Annotated in this window: 16 protein-coding genes; 6 read left to right on the top strand and 10 right to left on the bottom strand. The window is 65.5% G+C overall.

Annotated features, from left to right (window positions below):
• Nucleotides 1–38: 38 nt before the first annotated feature.
• Complete coding sequence (locus ACIA58_RS19000; protein WP_396405016.1) at nucleotides 39–1,049, bottom strand: helix-turn-helix transcriptional regulator; 1,011 nt, start codon at nucleotides 1,047–1,049, stop codon at nucleotides 39–41.
• A 54-nt stretch (nucleotides 1,050–1,103) separates the two neighbouring features.
• Between ACIA58_RS19000 and ACIA58_RS18995 the strand changes: the two genes are divergently transcribed.
• Nucleotides 1,104–2,234: an epoxide hydrolase family protein gene (locus tag ACIA58_RS18995; protein ID WP_396405015.1), complete on the top strand. Its 1,131-nt coding sequence runs from the start codon at nucleotides 1,104–1,106 to the stop codon at nucleotides 2,232–2,234.
• An 8-nt stretch (nucleotides 2,235–2,242) separates the two neighbouring features.
• Here ACIA58_RS18995 and ACIA58_RS18990 read toward each other — a convergent pair whose 3' ends face one another.
• Nucleotides 2,243–2,404, bottom strand: coding sequence for a hypothetical protein (locus ACIA58_RS18990; RefSeq protein WP_396405014.1), 162 nt, complete (start codon nucleotides 2,402–2,404; stop codon nucleotides 2,243–2,245).
• Nucleotides 2,405–2,724: 320 nt separating this feature from the next.
• On the opposite strand from ACIA58_RS18990, the gene ACIA58_RS18985 reads away from it, so the two are divergent.
• Nucleotides 2,725–3,003: a hypothetical protein gene (locus ACIA58_RS18985; protein ID WP_396405013.1), complete on the top strand. Its 279-nt coding sequence runs from the start codon at nucleotides 2,725–2,727 to the stop codon at nucleotides 3,001–3,003.
• Nucleotides 3,004–3,371: 368 nt separating this feature from the next.
• Here ACIA58_RS18985 and ACIA58_RS18980 read toward each other — a convergent pair whose 3' ends face one another.
• The gene (locus ACIA58_RS18980; protein ID WP_396405012.1) at nucleotides 3,372–3,734 is read right to left on the bottom strand and encodes a hypothetical protein; all 363 of its coding nucleotides are present in this window, start codon (nucleotides 3,732–3,734) and stop codon (nucleotides 3,372–3,374) included.
• Nucleotides 3,735–3,834: 100 nt separating this feature from the next.
• Between ACIA58_RS18980 and ACIA58_RS18975 the strand changes: the two genes are divergently transcribed.
• The 3 genes from ACIA58_RS18975 to ACIA58_RS18965 are packed head-to-tail and all read left to right on the top strand — an operon-like array spanning nucleotide 3,835 to nucleotide 5,075.
• Entirely contained in the window at nucleotides 3,835–4,023 is a 189-nt protein-coding gene (locus ACIA58_RS18975; RefSeq protein WP_396405011.1) for a hypothetical protein, read from the top strand.
• A 60-nt stretch (nucleotides 4,024–4,083) separates the two neighbouring features.
• Nucleotides 4,084–4,434, top strand: coding sequence for a hypothetical protein (locus tag ACIA58_RS18970; protein WP_396405010.1), 351 nt, complete (start codon nucleotides 4,084–4,086; stop codon nucleotides 4,432–4,434).
• Entirely contained in the window at nucleotides 4,431–5,075 is a 645-nt protein-coding gene (locus ACIA58_RS18965; RefSeq protein WP_396405009.1) for a hypothetical protein, read from the top strand. The genes ACIA58_RS18970 and ACIA58_RS18965 overlap by 4 nt, the downstream gene beginning before the upstream one ends.
• A 6-nt stretch (nucleotides 5,076–5,081) precedes the next feature.
• Here ACIA58_RS18965 and ACIA58_RS18960 read toward each other — a convergent pair whose 3' ends face one another.
• From ACIA58_RS18960 to ACIA58_RS18930, 7 genes are all read right to left on the bottom strand, one after another.
• Entirely contained in the window at nucleotides 5,082–6,767 is a 1,686-nt protein-coding gene (locus ACIA58_RS18960) for a TIGR02391 family protein (RefSeq protein WP_396405008.1), read from the bottom strand.
• Between the two features lie 157 nt (nucleotides 6,768–6,924).
• On the bottom strand, nucleotides 6,925–7,662 hold the full coding sequence (locus ACIA58_RS18955) for a hypothetical protein (protein WP_396405007.1): 738 nt from the start codon (nucleotides 7,660–7,662) through the stop codon (nucleotides 6,925–6,927).
• The gene (locus ACIA58_RS18950; RefSeq protein ID WP_396405006.1) at nucleotides 7,659–8,501 is read right to left on the bottom strand and encodes a hypothetical protein; all 843 of its coding nucleotides are present in this window, start codon (nucleotides 8,499–8,501) and stop codon (nucleotides 7,659–7,661) included. Before ACIA58_RS18950 ends, ACIA58_RS18955 begins: the two co-directional genes overlap by 4 nt.
• A 34-nt stretch (nucleotides 8,502–8,535) precedes the next feature.
• Nucleotides 8,536–10,344 carry a hypothetical protein gene (locus ACIA58_RS18945; RefSeq protein WP_396405005.1) on the bottom strand — a complete coding sequence of 603 codons (1,809 nt, stop codon included), beginning with the start codon at nucleotides 10,342–10,344 and terminating at the stop codon, nucleotides 8,536–8,538.
• Nucleotides 10,341–11,321 (bottom strand): PD-(D/E)XK motif protein, encoded by a 981-nt coding sequence (locus ACIA58_RS18940; RefSeq protein ID WP_396405004.1) that lies wholly within the window; start codon nucleotides 11,319–11,321, stop codon nucleotides 10,341–10,343. Before ACIA58_RS18940 ends, ACIA58_RS18945 begins: the two co-directional genes overlap by 4 nt.
• Nucleotides 11,318–13,885, bottom strand: coding sequence for a Z1 domain-containing protein (locus ACIA58_RS18935; RefSeq protein ID WP_396405003.1), 2,568 nt, complete (start codon nucleotides 13,883–13,885; stop codon nucleotides 11,318–11,320). Before ACIA58_RS18935 ends, ACIA58_RS18940 begins: the two co-directional genes overlap by 4 nt.
• Before the next feature lie 107 nt (nucleotides 13,886–13,992).
• Nucleotides 13,993–14,475 carry a very short patch repair endonuclease gene (locus ACIA58_RS18930; RefSeq protein WP_396405002.1) on the bottom strand — a complete coding sequence of 161 codons (483 nt, stop codon included), beginning with the start codon at nucleotides 14,473–14,475 and terminating at the stop codon, nucleotides 13,993–13,995.
• Between the two features lie 124 nt (nucleotides 14,476–14,599).
• Between ACIA58_RS18930 and ACIA58_RS18925 the strand changes: the two genes are divergently transcribed.
• Nucleotides 14,600–15,703, top strand: a complete 1,104-nt coding sequence (locus tag ACIA58_RS18925; RefSeq protein ID WP_396405001.1) for a DNA cytosine methyltransferase — start codon at nucleotides 14,600–14,602, stop codon at nucleotides 15,701–15,703.
• The last annotated feature ends 225 nt before the right edge of the window (nucleotides 15,704–15,928 follow it).

Below are 15,928 nucleotides of genomic sequence, written 5' to 3'. Positions count from 1 at the left end.
CCTGAAGGGTCCTCAGGTGATCGCCGATCGCCCGACCACTACCCGTCCGTCGGTACCGGGATCGCCTTCAGGTAGCGGTTGCCGATGGTTTCGAGGTGGGTGATGAGGGCGGGTGGGCCGTCGACGTGGAAGTCGAGGCCGAGCATGCCGATGTAGACGGCGACGATTTCGAGGGAGTCGGCGCCGGTGACGAGGATGCAGGTGTTGTCGTCGACGGATTCGACGATGCCGACGGCGGCGTGGATGCGGGACAGGACTTCCTGGGCAGGGGCGTCGACGGTGATGCGGGCGTGCACCTTCCAGCCGGTGGTGGCGACGTCCCGCAGTACGAAGTCGGTGTAGTCCTCGTCGGCGATCGGCCGCGGTTGATACCTGCGACCTGTTGCCATGCGCAACGTTATCCAGTCGACGCGGTACGTCCGCCAGACCGACTGCTCGTCCCGCGCGACGAGGTACCAGTACCGCTGCCAGCTCACCAGACGATAAGGCTCCACCAGGATCGGCAGGTCCTGGATGACGCCGGATCCCGCGCCGCGGGCCGGGCTGCCCGGCGCGACGGCGTACTCGAAGCGGAGGTAGTGCTCGTCACGGATGCAGGCCGCGATCGTGGCGAGTACGCCGGGATCGATCTCCGGATCCGCGACGTTCGACCCGGTGTTGTCGGGGCCTTTCTCCATCGCCCGGTGGATCGCGTTGACCTGGCGCTGGAGCCGGTGCGGGAGGACCTGCTCGAGTTTCGTCAGCGCCCGCGCGCTGCTCTCCCCCATCCCCGCCACGCCGGCACCGGTCCGCAGCCCGACCGCGACGGCGACCGCCTCCTCGTCGTCGAGCAGCAGCGGTGGAAGCTTCGCGCCGACGCCGAGCTGGTAATGCCCGGACGAGCCGCGCGTCGCGTCGACCGGGTACCCGAGCTCGCGGAGCCGGTCGATGTCGTTGCGGATCGTCCGCGTCGTCACCTCGAGCCGCTCGGCCAGCTCCGTGCCGGTCCACGCCGGCCGCGTCTGCAGCAACGCGAGGAGGCTGAGGAGGCGTTGCGAGGTCTCGAGCAAATCAGTCTCCTAATTAGGAATCTAATGTTCCTATATGGATTCTACGGTAAACCCATGAGCACAAACGAGAGCATCCGGCCCTTCACCGTCACCATCGACCAGGCCGACCTGGACGATCTGCAGACCCGCCTCGCGCGGACCCGGCTGCCCGAGCCCGCTCCCGGCGACAACTGGGACCTCGGCACCCCGAACCACTACCTCCGCGAGATGGTCGACCACTGGCAGGACGGGTTCGACTGGCGGGCGCAGGAGGCGCGGATGAACGAGTTCCCGCACTACCTCACCGAGATCGACGGCCAGACCGTCCACTTCATCCACGTCCCGTCCGCCGTCGAGGGCGCGACGCCGCTGCTCCTGCTGCACACCTACCCGGGCTCGTTCGTCGACTTCCTCGACATGATCGGCCCGCTCACGGATCCGGAGTCGTACGGCGGATCGTCGTCGGACGCCTTCTCCGTGGTGGTCCCGTCGATGCCGGGCTTTGCCTTCAGTACGCCGCTGGTCGACCGCGGCTGGACGATGGCGCGGGTGGCGCGGACGTACGACACGTTGATGCGGCGGCTCGGCTACGAGTCGTACGGCGCGCACGGGTCCGACGGCGGCGCGATGATCTCGCGTGAGCTCGGCGTACTCAACCCCGCTGGGTTCCTCGGGCTGCACGTACTGCAGCTGTTCTCGTTCCCGTCGGGCGACCCGGCCGAGTTCGAGAAGTTCACGCCGGAGGACTACGCCGCGCTGGAGCACCTGAAGTGGTTCCAGTCGGTCGGTGGGTACAACGCGATCAACTCGACCCGTCCGCAGACCGTTGCCGTCGGCATCTCCGACTCCCCCGTCGGCCAGCTCGCCTGGAACGAACTCTTCAACAACTTCGGCAACGGCACCAGCCTGGTCAGCCGCGACCAGATCCTGACCGAGGTCTCGCTGTACTGGTTCACCAACAGCTCGGCCGCCGCCGGCCGCTACCACTACGAGGAAGCCAACTCCGGCGCCGAGCCGCAGCTCAACCACGCGCCGACCGGCGTTGCCGTCTTCGCCGACGACTTCAAGACCATCCGCCCGCTGGCCGAGCGGGACAACACCAACATCGTCCACTGGTCCAACTTCGACCAGGGCGGCCACTTCGCCACCCTCGAACGCCCGAACGACGTCACCGCCGACCTCCGCAAGTTCTTCGGCAACCTGTAGGCCTCGCGCTAAACACCTCGGGCCGGCTCCGCACAGGGGCCGGCCCGACAACGTGGCAGCTCGATGGTGCCGATCACGGTCGGACCAGCCGCGTCGAGTACGACGATGCCTGCCTCGTAGATCCGGCCGACATAGATGCACTGCCCGTCCGCGCTGACCGCCAGTGCCACCGCGGCCCGCAGATCGGTAGCCAGCCTGGCGACAACCTCGCGACTCCGGTGTCGACGACGTACAGCAATCCGCCCACACCTTGCTTCGCAAACCCTCGACCACGTGACGGGTGAAGACGGACTGCGCTGCCTCGCCGTGGATCTGACTGCCCTCGAAGGCGTACTGCGTCGAGCCCGTTGCCGTCAGCACGATCCGGCCACGCCCACCGAGCTCGGTCTTCGTGTGGACGGCCGAGTCCGCTTTCGCGATCTGCTGTACGCGCTCGCGTTTGGTGTTCTTCATCGCCAGGTACAGGCGACCGTTGTCGTCCCTTCAAACCATGGCCGCTGCAGTACAACAGCGTCAGGTCGTCGCGCTCGGCGCCTCCGGGTCCTGCGCAGGGGTGTTGAGGTGGCGCAGACCCCACGGCTCAGCTCGCTTCGTGCTTGCGCAGGAACGCCTCGATCAACCGCGCCCGACGACGACGGCGTCGCCCTTGCTGCCCTCAGGCGCGGCAGTCCGTACGTCGCCGGGTGTCGAACTCACCCAACTCCCGCCGCAACTGCCGAATCCCCCGATCCGCGAACTCCGGATCGTCGTCCACCAGCCCAACCTGTAGCTAAACCCGTACAGAACCCTCCCAGGATCGCGCCATCATGCTCCCGCGTCAGGCCGTGGTTCCGCAACGTTCGGTAGCCATTTGCCGACGCAACGCAGGGAACCCGGGGTGCTCACGCACCCCGGGCTCCTTTGGGCTCCACCCTTCTGGAGGGACGTCCGGGCAGAGCTTCCTCTTCGGGCTCGACCTCAGACCCGCCGGCGCTCCCACCAGCTCCGCCGCGGTCCCCCGAAACCACAACGAACAGGCCGCCGCCCAAGGCCTCCCCGAATCCTGCACCGCCGCACCGAGTGCAGCATCACAATCCCCTCCCCCACCCAACGACGCTACGCCCGCCCGATTCCCCGGACAACGCTTCACACGTTTGACTAGCGCGCTCGGTTCAGGAACTCCTCGAGCAACACAGCCCGCCCGTCGAACGTCGGCCGCTCCATCTCGATCGAGTCGTCCCCCAACGTCACCACAATCCTCCCCGGACTCTTCCGCCGCCGAATCCAGTCCCGCAGTACTGCGACCAACGTAGGCACCACCCCACCGGCCCCCACCAACGCCACCGCAATAGCAATAGACCCATCGCCCTGAGCCGCCCCACCCGTCTGAACCACATCCTGCGTAGGCAGCCCCTCGTCCGCCAACTCCTTCCGCAACTGCCGAACCGCCTTCACACACTGCCCCTCATCCACCCCCGCATCCCCCACCACCCGAACCTCGACCCACCGCGGCTCACCCATCCACCACTCCCATCAGTTGCCCCAGGCCCCCTGTGGATAACTCCCCCGCCGACCACTACCCAACTTCTATTCTGCTGAGAACCCCACCGAAAGGCCCCCAATGAACCCCAACGAAACCGAGCCCATCTGCCTGATCACCCCCTCCACCGCCGCCGAACTCCTCCCCCACATGCTCACCCGCTTCCACCTCGGCTACCAAGACCCCTTGATCTTCGGCACCACCAAACCAGAAGCCGTCCTAATCCCCTACACCCTCTGGCAGACCCTCAACCCCAACTCCTGTGGATAAGTGCGACGGGCGGGCAGCTGCCTCGTCTAGGCTGGACAGACAGTCAGCGAAGGAGCCCAGATGTCGACGGAGACACCGCAGGATCGCCCGAACGGTGACCGGGTCAACGTGATCGATACGGCGACCGCGGCGTACAACCTGCCTCGGATGCTGCAGCGGTTCCGCGCGGGCCAGGCCGAGCCGCTGATCTTCGGCGACGACGGTCGCCCCGAAGGCGTGGTCGTTCCGTTCGACCGATGGGAGCAGCTCGAGGAGCTGGCCGAGGACGCCGAGCAGGCCACGGAGATTCGCGAGGTCACTCAGCGACGCCTGACGACGAACCGCGCCGAGGACTACGTCTCGGCCGACGACCTCGCCGCAGAGTTCGGTTGGAATCTCGACAGCGACAACGAGCCGCCCGCACCCCGATGACGGCCAGGTATCACCTGATCCTCGACCCGGAACTCCAGGACGAGCTTCGTGAGCTCCACGCCCGTGCCCAGGCAGACCCCAACGGTGTTGACGCCAAGCAGTTCGAAGCAGCTCGCGTCGCTCTGAGCGCCCTCCGCGAAGGCCGCGAGGCCGAGTTCGCTGGCGAGCGTCTCGGCCGTTCCGACGACCATCCGGACCTCCGCGACTGCGCCGAGATCAAGATCCCGGTGGTGGAGGAGTTCAACCGACGCGGGCGACCGATGGGCCCCTCGCACCGAGTCACCTACCGAGAGTTCGAGGGCCCGACCGGATCGTCCCTCCCGGTGCGGCAGGTCGTCGCCTTCGCGCCCCGCAAGAACGGCGAGATCTTCGACGTCACCGCCAACCGACTAGGACGCTCGAAAGGCGTCGCCCTCGACGAACTCGACCACCTCCCGACGGTGCGCCCCATAACAGGCCCAGGCAAAGAGCCTGACCGCCTCATCGGTCCACCACGCATGGCCCTACCCCCTGACCTGGCCCAATCATTCAAGGCCCTCGAAGGCCTGGACCCACCCACCGGCACCCCACCAACAACAACGAACCACCCACCCGCCCCTCGACGCCAAACCCCGAACCGAGGCCCTTCCCAGGGCAAGTGACGAACGTCAGGCGTTGTGGCTCGGGTCCGAGCCTGCGCCGAGCTCCAGGGCACGCTCCATGTGCCGGTAGAGATGAGACAGAATGCTCAACGCATCCAGGCAGTCCTGGTAGGTCATAGCCTCGGTCTCGATCAGCAGCAACTCTTCCTCGTGCGCACCCGGATTGCGGAACGCGGCCACGACGCCGTCCGACAGCTTCCACTGCCCGTTACGCAGGTTCCTCAACGTCTTGATGTCGAACCCGGCATCGACATAGGGACGTGCGACATCGATCAGCGGGACAGGCTCTGCGTCTTTGACCTTGAACGCCTCGTTGACGATGGCCGATGCTTCCCTCCCGTCCAGGTGGGTAGCCTTTCGTATCTCGTTGATGAACCGTTTGAGAGCCTCGGCGAGCGCTGCATGGAAGAGCCCGGACTCGTAGTACCGCTCGGACACCCGCTTGATGGCCGGGTGCAGATGCCGCCAATGCAAGTCGGCGTAGTCCGGGGCAATGGTTCGCAGACTTTCGATCAGAACCTTTCGGTCGCCGTCGTCGATCACCGAGTCAGGAGAGGTCAGCACCGACGCGGCACGTCCGACGGCCTCTCGTTCTTCGCTCCTGATCGATGTGACCCAGGAATTCAAGTCGACGCCATGATCGGACTCGATACGTTCCTCGGTCGCCTTCCTCCGAGCTGCGCGCCGCTCCTGAGAAGCCCATCGCAGAAGGCGCTGAAGATAGTTGTTGAGGTCGGCAGTCAGATCACTGTCCCAGCTGATCGACTGTCGATCGGTGGCGATCACGTCCGCAGCTCCGTCGTCGATGTAGTCGACGTCGAGGTAGCCGGTCAAGTACGAGAAGGCGTAGCTCGACTCCGAGACGCCGTAGAACTCCGGCTCGTTCGCGAGCCGTCCATGGGCGTAGAGGGCAACGCCGCGTTGCTCGGCAGGGACGGGCTTGGCCGCGGCAACGATCCGACCTCTGATCTTGTCGTTCGGCAGGTCGGCCCGCAGGTCGGCGGGCAGATCGCCGGGGATACGCCATTCGACGTCGGCCTCGATGGAGTTCAACCGCGAATCACGGTCCACCGGCCGCTTCGTGCCCGCGGCATCGATCACCTCGATCTCGAAGTCGTCGTCGAGGTAGCCGAAGAGCCTGCCCAGGCTCTGGGCCAGCTCGCGGGCGTTGACAGGCGTGCGGCGGTGCAGCTTCGTCAACTCGACAGTCGTACCGTGCTCCTCGAGCGCCGCGGCGCGTGACGACAGTGACGGGTGGTACTCCGTCCCGCTGGCGTGCTTGATCTCCGACCAGCTCAGGGCGACCTGTAGTTCAGCGGACTCACCCCGCCGCTTGGTGGTCAACAGGATGGTCTCGCCGATGCCGAACAAGGCGAGCTTGCCCAGACCCTTCTTACCGGCCACCGCACGCCGACCCGACTCGGACCGCCCGTCGTTGTCGGCGCGTCGATTTCGTCCGATCCGAAGATATCTGTCCTGCAGATCTCCCAGCCCCATCCCGTGGCCGTTGTCCTCGACGATCACGGCGCGACCGTCATCGTCCTGCCGAAGGACGACTCGTACCTTTGTCGCATCGGCGTCGTACGCATTTGCGATCAGCTCCGCCAATGCGTTCGGCAAATGGGAGTACATCTTGTATCCCAGGTGCTCGATCGTCAGCGGATCGAACTGCAGGGTCAGCGGAGAACTCACCAACATCGTCCTTGAATTGACCGGACGGCCGCAGAGATCGCACTGCACGCAGGCACGTGGCTGGTGTCATGCGAAATGTGTGGCGGCCATGAACGGATTGTCGTCGAACCTCTCAACGCTATCGAATCGGGAGTGCACGCGGCAGCGGTCAGGCGTGTCACCTCGTCGACTGCGAGAGTTGGCGAATACCTGCGACGGACTCACCGACCAGATACGAGCACCAGTCGATCAATGTCCGGTCGTCGAGTGCGCGGACGTCGACGAAGGCCAGATGGCGGCGCAGTCGCGGGGTGACGTCGCGGATGACGGTACGCCGGGGGATCCCGGCAAGATCGCTCTGAACAAGCGCTCGCCCGATGCTTCGCACCAACCGTGGATCCCCACCGATGGAGCGACGCTCGAGGAGCTGGTTGAGATCACTTTCGGTCAGCAGCCCGAGCAGTTCGGGATCCGACTCGAAGACCACTGCCTGCCACCACAGTCTGGCCCAGGTGTGGCGCGTGAGGTCGGTGGCCACCCATCGTTCGACGTTTGTCACGCCGAACCGCCAGTGCGTGACCTGTGGGAGCGGCACGAGCGCGACGAACGACCAGATGGACCGTGTTCCTGCCTCTGCCCAGGTGACGTCCATCAGCCCTCGGAGCAACGACGCGCAGCTACGGTCGAACGCGATCTTCGACGCATCCGGAACGGCTGCAGGGAAGCCGTGCAACGAAGCCAGGGTGCCAACCTCGTCCGCGAGCCGGGTGATCTCGGAGCTCTCGACCCGCTCGCCCACCGGTGCGTAGACCTGTTCCGGATGGTGACCCGCAGAGCGCAGCTCGGAACCGGCTCGCACCTTCTCGTACTCTTCGAGCGCGACCGGCTCGGGAAGCCGCGGCCACAGCACACTCATTCGAAGATCCTTCCCTGACCGCCTGCCCGGACGATGCCGGCCAAGGTCGACCGGAATCTCGGAAGGTCCTGCGCGCCGGACGGCTCATGAAGGTCACCTGCTTGCACCAGGCACCTGCTCAGGACCTCACCGACCGAATCCGCGGGCCAGACATCCCGGTCGGACAACTCCTCCCGATGTGCGACCGCCAGTTCGAGCAGCAGAACACCGAGGCCATGGGCCAGCTCGTCGACGAGAGCCTGCTGTCGGGTCGTTTTCGCGCCACGCTCGACCGCCTTCATCAGTTCACCGTCGAGCCGGTTCAGCAGCAGGCGGAAAGTACCCATGAAAGGCGCGTGCAGATCGGGCGATCCCTCGAGATGCCACGAAGCCGACGGATGCAGATTCGTGTGGCTGAAGTCGACACCGTGAACCGGGAACATCGACATCGTGCCCTCGAGCGCGACCTGGGCGTGATCCTCGACGAGGATCGAGCCTGGGAGACGTGCGATGCCGAGCGCTCGCGCATGAGGTGCGTTGGCGATGGCAACGGTGGTCCTGATCCGCAGGACACCCCCGACCTTGTCACCAGGTAGGACTGCCTCGAGGACGCACGGTCCCGAGGTCGCCAGCCGGATCGGTCGCACCGATTCGCTCATCTGGGACGTAGAACTGGTCCAAGAAACCGTGACCACCAGGCCTACCTCGGCGGGAAGCTCCGCGTCGTGTCGAATACGCTCCTGATCCACGACGACGACACGGCGGATCATCAGGTCGGTCCCCGAATCCCAACCTTCGAGAACGTCAGGCAGAACGGTCGACTCGTCCCCGTCGACGAGTTGCCAAGGTTGCCACGTCACGCTGCCCCGACCTGGCAGTAGATACGGACGGACTTCATTTGCCATCGGTGGCCCCCTCCGTGATCCTGAAGCGAACCACGGCGTCCGGTACATACGTCGCGAAGACCCACCAGTCGGTGGAGTCGCCAGGACGAACGACCACCTCCGGTCCGTCGATCCCTCGGTCGTCCTCGGTTCGCCACCCGGTCACGACAGGAACCGGCGCGCCCGCCGGCGCCACAGACTCGCGCCCGCCACCGTCCACGACGACCGCAACCTCGGCCCGCACAGTCCGGTCCGTCGACGAGGGCGGGACATGAACCTTGGCCATCAGGTGCAGTTTCCCGTCGTACCTGTGGAGATTCGGACCGTCTACGATGCGCGGTACGACACGTCCCTGCCCGCCGGAGCCGCCGGACGACCCGGGCTGACCGGCGCCGGGACCAGTTGCGGAGACCGACGGCAGCAAAGACGCCAGACGAGACGACAGCGCGCCCAGACCTTTGGCCTGACCGCCGGTAGCCCCGTCACCGAGTCCGAGCTCCGCATCAACCGTCTTGACGACGAAACTGCGCCCGCCCTGCACAACGCCACGCGCCGTACCGCTCAGGCCCTTCTCCACCCAACTGTCGTGGGTAGGGGGCTCGGACGACGCGAAGTACTCGTCCGAATCGAGCGTCGACCTGAAGACGCCGCCGTACCGCAGCAATCCGTCCGGGTGCGCGCTGGTCGGCAGGTAGTCGACGACGAGCTCCGCGACACGCATCCGGGCGACGTGATGCGACGGTCCCTCGTAGGGCTTGGCCATCTCCACAATCTCGTCGGCCGACTGTGTCGTGGCAGCACCGACGGTCAACGCGAGTCGGCCTGCGTCCTTGGGTGCGACGGTACGTCGGTACCCGCGCGCGGTGCCGGTCCGTACCTTTTCGAGACTCTGTACGAACGGCCGCAGTTCCGAGACCGACTGCGGATCAGGAACCTGCAGAAACTCGCCGTCGATCTCGACCGAGAAGCGCATCGGCGGTGTCGATTCGACTGCCACGGCCTTCGGCCAGAGATGCCACAACATCGAGGAGGCAAGGAAAAGACCGGCTTCCTGCACCGTTCTCGGTCGGGACTCGCCTGCGTCGTCGGACGTTCCGAGGTCGGCAGCAATCAGCGCGACGTCGGTTCCGGTTTCGCCGTGAGCGAACCCGGGGAGACCGAGCTGAGCAGCGAGATCCTCTGCCTCCGACCCGACGTACGGGTCGGGGATGCCGTCCGCGGCGACGTCTCCCCACCAATGTCTGCCCGTGTATCGCTGGTCTCCGTCGTACCAGCTGTTGCCGAGGGCCGCACCCATCAGCCGACGGTCGCCCTGGGACGTCCTGGTGTCGACGAGGATCGCTGCCGTCCTCGACAGGCGGTAGAAGATCCCTTTGCCGAAGCCATACGTCCCGCCACCGAACTCGTTGTCGTTCGGCTCTCCGACGTTTCTCAGGAACTGTACGAAGTCGGCCTTCTCGTCGTCGGCCGGCCTCGCTCCTGCCCGGAGTGGGCCACCCAGACCACGCGTCCCACGGTCGGACACGACCAGTAGGACAGCGTCGTCCTTGATCGACGCGTCGAGCGGCAGCTCGGCCGTCCTCTTCGGGCCTGGGAGGATCAGGTCACGCCAGGCGTCGGTCAAGGGACCCAGCGTTCTCAGATTGATCCGGAAGTCGACCTGGCCGCTGCCTGCTCGCGCGTCCCAACTGTTCTGGGCAGCCTCCCGAACGAGAACCGTGAGCGGATCCAGCAGCGGCCGTCCAAGCTGCTTGACGATGCCTTCGGCGGCCGCGGATCCCTCAGGCGCGAACGGTTGAGACCACCACCGCGTGCTCATTTCACGACCTTCGTGGCTAGTTCGGTCAACGAAGCGATCGTGGCATGCGGTTCGAGGGCCGCTCTGTCGATCGAGTACTCCAGCCGGCCGACGCCGTCCGGCAACTCGGCCGCTGTGAACGAGCTACGCACAATGCGCGGGACTTCCTCAGAGACCGGTACGACGACGACAGGACCGATCACGTACCGGGAGTTGGCCCCGGGGTCGTCGTCGCTCCAACCTGCCGCGATCAATCGGCCGGCAAACGCCGCCCGATCTCGCACGACACCTCGCAGATCCCCAAGGAGATCCGGAATGGTTCGTCCGTCGGGGTCCTCGGCAACCGTCAGGACGGCGAGGTAGAGAAGCCTGTCGCTGTCCGGCGCCAACTGCTCGAGCCCATGTACACGCACAGCCTCCGAGATCGTTCCGGTCGCCTTCACCTCGACACACGCAGACATCAGCTCGAAGTCATGCGGCTCACGCAAGGGACCACGCCAACTGTCCACCTTCAGGGCGGGGTCAGCGGCCGCAAATTCCTGCAGACAGGTGAGTTCCGCGAACAGACCCCGACGCGCCTCCGCGCTGAGTCCGCGCACAGCAGCCGTTCCGAACAGTCGGCGCCAACGCGCCACGACCTCGAGCGTCGCCTGCCGGGCATCCGTGGCGTCGCGTACCGCGTCGACGATGTCCTGCACGACTGCGTCGAATTCGTAGTACAGATCCGAACGGACACAGCCGACATCGACAAAGGACTGTTCGGCGCCCCCGAAGACGAGATCGCGTTGCTCGACCGTCAGGGCCGAACCTCGTTGGGCTTGGAGTGCATCCCCGTGTCCAACCGGAACCAGCACATGTCTGGCACCGGCGCGATCGACGGCGAGGCGACAGTTGGTCGGGCCACCGACTGCATCGAGTGGGAACGATACGTATCTGCGGTGGTCGGTGGGTGGCGAAAGAACCGCCCACCCCCGACCGATCAGCTCGCGCGTCGTCACACTTCCACGCTCTCGGTGTCCGTCTCGATGGCCTCGTCGACGTCGTCCTGTTCGACATCGGTGAGGTCGACCGCGAGATGCGTGGCGATCACACTGTTCTTCTCCGCCGGCTGACCAGGAAAGACCAGTCCGACGCCAATCACGGTGTTCACCGCGTCGAGCGGGCGTCGTGGGTTCCTGGGGTCCAGTTGGGATTTCGACTTCTGCGTAGGCTCACTGACTGCGTCGATCGGATAGATCACGAGAAGGCCCCGATCCCGGAGCTCAGGATCTGCATCACGCAGATCCTTGAGTTGTGCCTCCGTGCGTTTCTGCGCATCGCCGACCGCGATCGAGAGGTCCACAACGCGGTCCTGCTTGCTCATCAGTGTCTTGATATCTGCCCGACTGGGCACCTCGTCGTCGAGTTGCGACCGAATAACCGATGCGACTTCGACCCCGTTCCCCAGATCCACAGTCGGTCCGGTGCCTGGCACGACGCACACCGACCACCGGGACAAGGTCGGTGAGTCCGATCCGAGTTGACGGTCTATGTACTTGTTCAGGAGGGAAGGATCCATGTCGGGCGAATCCGGGTGCACTCGATAGTTGGTCAGGAAGCGCTGTACCACAGGTGCCGGCACATCTCGCAGGACGACGGCCTGCCCTTTGCTGTCGGAGGTTCCGTGTCGCACCGACTCCTGGATCACGGCGCGGGCGGCCTCGAGGTTCGCCTCCAACCAGTCCACGTCGCGGGTGAAGAAGTACCTGGTCTGCAGACGGCTTCCGGCATACGAAACCTCCGCCGTCTGGGCCGCGCCCATCTTCGCAGTGATCCGGAGCGAGGGATGCGTCCTGATCCGTACCGCGACCTGGGTCGGAGTCAGATCCTGTCGCTGGTATCGGTCGATGTCGTCGCGCATCTCGTGCTCGACGGTCGCCAGGTGTCTGAAGGCCGCGGCGAGGCTGCTGGTCATCCAGATCCGCGGCAGTTCTTCATAACCGGTCCGGTATCCGAACCAGCGACCCATCTGCAGCAAGGTGTCGTAGGCCGTGGCGCCACGCACGAAGAGGCTCACCACGAGACCCTCCAACGTCAGACCCCGGGACAGAGTGTTACCGCCGACGGCAATCGCGACGACCGGTCCTTGGCTGTAGTCGAGGCGATCCTGGCTGCGGTAGTTGTCGAGCACCACCGCTGTCTCGTCGACGACGGCGGGCAGACGGCGGAGTACATCGTCGAATGTCAGCGGTTCGCGTCCCCAGTCCGACGACGGAACTCGGACGTACTCCTGCTCCCAGAGCTTTCGCCACTCCGCAATGTCTCCGTCGTCGCCGCGTGCGAGCTGCCGCTTCGCCTGTGCCTGGATACCGAGCAGCGGATCCTTGAACGATTCGTGTACGTCGATCTTGACCGACGTGTGGATCAACATCGTGCTGTGCCCGAAGTCGCCGCGTGCCCGTCGGGCAGCCGTCGCCAGCCAGAACCAGCGAACGGCGTCGACAACACTGTCGGTCATCTCGGGCTCGAAATCGGCAGCGGACGTCTTTCCCATCGGCCTGAGCATCCGGGCCTCGTCCTCGGACACGATCCGGACCATGTCGTAGCCGTCCGGTGCCGTGCCATCTCCTTCGCCCTCGACCTCGTCCCGGCCGAAGATCATCTCGGGTCCGAAGTACCCCTCCGGTCGCGGCAGGTTGAGGATGAACGACTTCGGATAGAGGTCGTCCTGGTTCGGCGCGATGAAGACGTTCGCGAACGGGGTGGCGGTGTACCCGATATAGGTGCATTTCGGCATGAGCTTGAGAATGCGCCTGATCAGGGGGTTGATCTGAGCAGTCGCCACTGATGCCTGATCCGCCTCGTCGTCGATGACGAGGACCGGCGCCGACTTCAACGCATCGCGGCTGTTCGGAGTGTCGAGCCATTTCACGACGCGCTTCAGAACGGCCGCGTTCTTCTTCGCGACAATCAGGACGGGCTTTCCCGAACTGAGGAGGGCGGACGCGTGGTGAGTCGGGACCATGAAGTCGGTCGACTCGTCGGTCATTGTGACCCACTGGTCGGCGGTGAGGTTCTTCAGGAGCTCGTCGAGCCTGACCTGAGTCTGGCGTCGGAGTCCGTTGTGAATCCCGGACAGGACGATGATCATCTTGTACTTGACGTCGGCGAGCTTCGCGATGACGCCGGTGAAGTTGGTGGTCTTCCCGCTCTGCACATAGCCGACAACGAGACCCTTGGCGTCCCACGCCGTGAGGTCCGGCCGCGGCGTGTGGGCGACCACAGTGCTCGAAGCACGATCGACGTCACAGATCCGGTCCTTCGGCCAGTTCTGGCGTTCGAACTCCCGCCGCAGTGCAGGCCAGTGGAGGTCGGCATCCGTAGGACCGCTGTACCAAGCATTGCGCCCTGCGGCGATGACCGGCGGCCCGCCTGCCTGAACGCGCACCAGGTCGTCCTCGAATTGCTTGCGGAACGTCTCCGCGAGCTCGGGCAACGACCGTTTGAACCGATCGGCCGCCGCTGCTGCTCCGTGTGTTCTCGCGAACTCGGCGAACACCGCGTACAGCTCTGGATCTGACATGCTTCCGCTCCTGCGGTCGATAACGTACGGACGCTGTCCGCCTGAACCCGGAGCCGTGCGCTCCCCCGAGGTCCCCCGGCGGCTATATCGCGACAGATGACCGAACGTTACGTACAGTCACCCGACTCCCTCTCGGTAGTCAAGACCCCGACGACCCGTCGGAGCGCCGCGTCCGGGTCCTCGTGCTCCCAGACCCGCAGTACGGTCCAGCCCGATTCGCGGAGGTAGGCGTCGGTCTCGCGATCGCGGTCGACGTTCTTCCGGAGCTTCTCCGCCCACCACACCCCGTTGTTCCGAGGACTGGTGCCGTGCTCGGCACAGCCGTGCCAGAAACAGCCGTCGACGAAGACCGCGACGCGCTTCGCGCTGAACGTGATGTCCGCCCGCCGGCGCGGCATCCCGGGCAACGGGCAGTTGATCCGATACCGGTAGCCGAGACGATGCAGGCGTCGGCGTAGCTCGATCTCGGGTTTGGTATCGCGTCGCGCTTGCCGCGACATCCGTGCCGATGTCTCGGCCGAAGTCTGCAGGATGGGACGGGGCGATGCAGGGATTCCTGTCGCCTCAGCAGCCGAGTCGTTCGTGTCCATTACGCTGTCCAACTTCTCACGATCCGCGGGGCAACGGTACGAATCGCCACAAGCCGACAGCGTCGTCCGCGCCCGGCGGCGTTTCGGATCGTCGGGCCTCGAGACGGCCCATATACTGCGCGGCATGACCCGGGATCTGCCTGCGAAATTCGAGATGGTGGACCTGTTCGCGGGACCCGGTGGACTGGACGTCGCTGCGCGCTGGCTCGGAGTACCAGCCCTCGGAGTCGAGTGGGATCAAAACGCTTGTGAGACTCGCGACGAGGCAGGCCTCGCGACCGAGAGAGGCGACGTACGCGACCACGCACCCAAGGAGTACAGCGGTGCGAAGATCCTCGCCGGCGGCCCACCGTGCCAGACCTACACCGTTGCAGGTAACGGCGACGGGCGGCGCGCGCTGAATCTCGTTGTCAAGGCGGCACACAACATGGCGTTGGACGAGGACGCTGAGGGCGTGCTGATGACCGTCGACGACCGCACGAGACTGGTACTGGAACCGCTGCGCTGGGCGCTCGAAGCGTATCGGTCGGGCGAGCCGTACGAGGCTATCGTGCTCGAGCAGGTGCCGGCCGTTCTCCCGGTCTGGCAGACCGTGAGTCAAGTTCTCAGAGACATCGACTACAGCTGCGAGTGCGGAATCCTCCGGACCGAGCAGTTCGGGGTCCCACAGACCCGGCGTCGCGCGATCCTCATCGCGCGACGCAATGGCAACGCGTCGCTTCCGCGGCCCACCCACCGACCGTTCCGACGAGACGTCCCTCGCGAGAACGGTGAGGCGGCCCTCAAACGGTGGCGGACGATGCACGAGGCTCTTCCTGACCGCCCGGAGCCGTTCACAGTCGTCTCCAACTACGGCACCGGTGGAGATCCGAAGAAACGAGGACGTCGAACTTCCGATCAACCGGCGTTCACCGTGACCGGAAAAGTCACGCGCAACCGCGTCAAGACCACCGACGGCGGCGCCGATCGGTTCTCATTTCCCGAGGCTGGTGCACTGCAGACCTTCCCGAGCGACTACCCGTGGTCCGGCCGTGACATCGCCCAACAGATCGGCAATGCGATTCCGCCTCGACTGGCTGTACATGTCCTCGCGTCCGCTCTCGGCCGAACCGTCGACGAAGACTCCCTCGACGCCGCGATCACACGTCCCTGGTCCGACGCAGAAGCCGAATCACCGCTGGTCCACACCACGCCGACCGAGCAGGACCAGGAGCAGGCGGCATCTTGACCGGGCCGGACTCGGCAGCACATCCGTAGTCACGACGTCTCGTTCTGCTAACACGACACCCTGCGGTCTCCGCAGGACTGCTCCCCATCACGGGCACGCCCCGATGCAGCGCGCGGACAGCCCTTCTAGCTGTACTCGGTCATGAGGTTGGTGACAGTCGGCTGATGGGTGGTCGGCCGCCGAGTGCGGTGTGTCGGCGTTGATTGTTGTAGAAGGTGAGCCAGG

Source organism: Kribbella sp. NPDC051586 (assembly GCF_044453965.1).
Classification (GTDB): Bacteria; Actinomycetota; Actinomycetes; order Propionibacteriales; family Kribbellaceae; genus Kribbella.
Note: the sequence above shows the minus strand (reverse complement) of the source record. Positions and strands in the feature narration are given on the sequence as shown.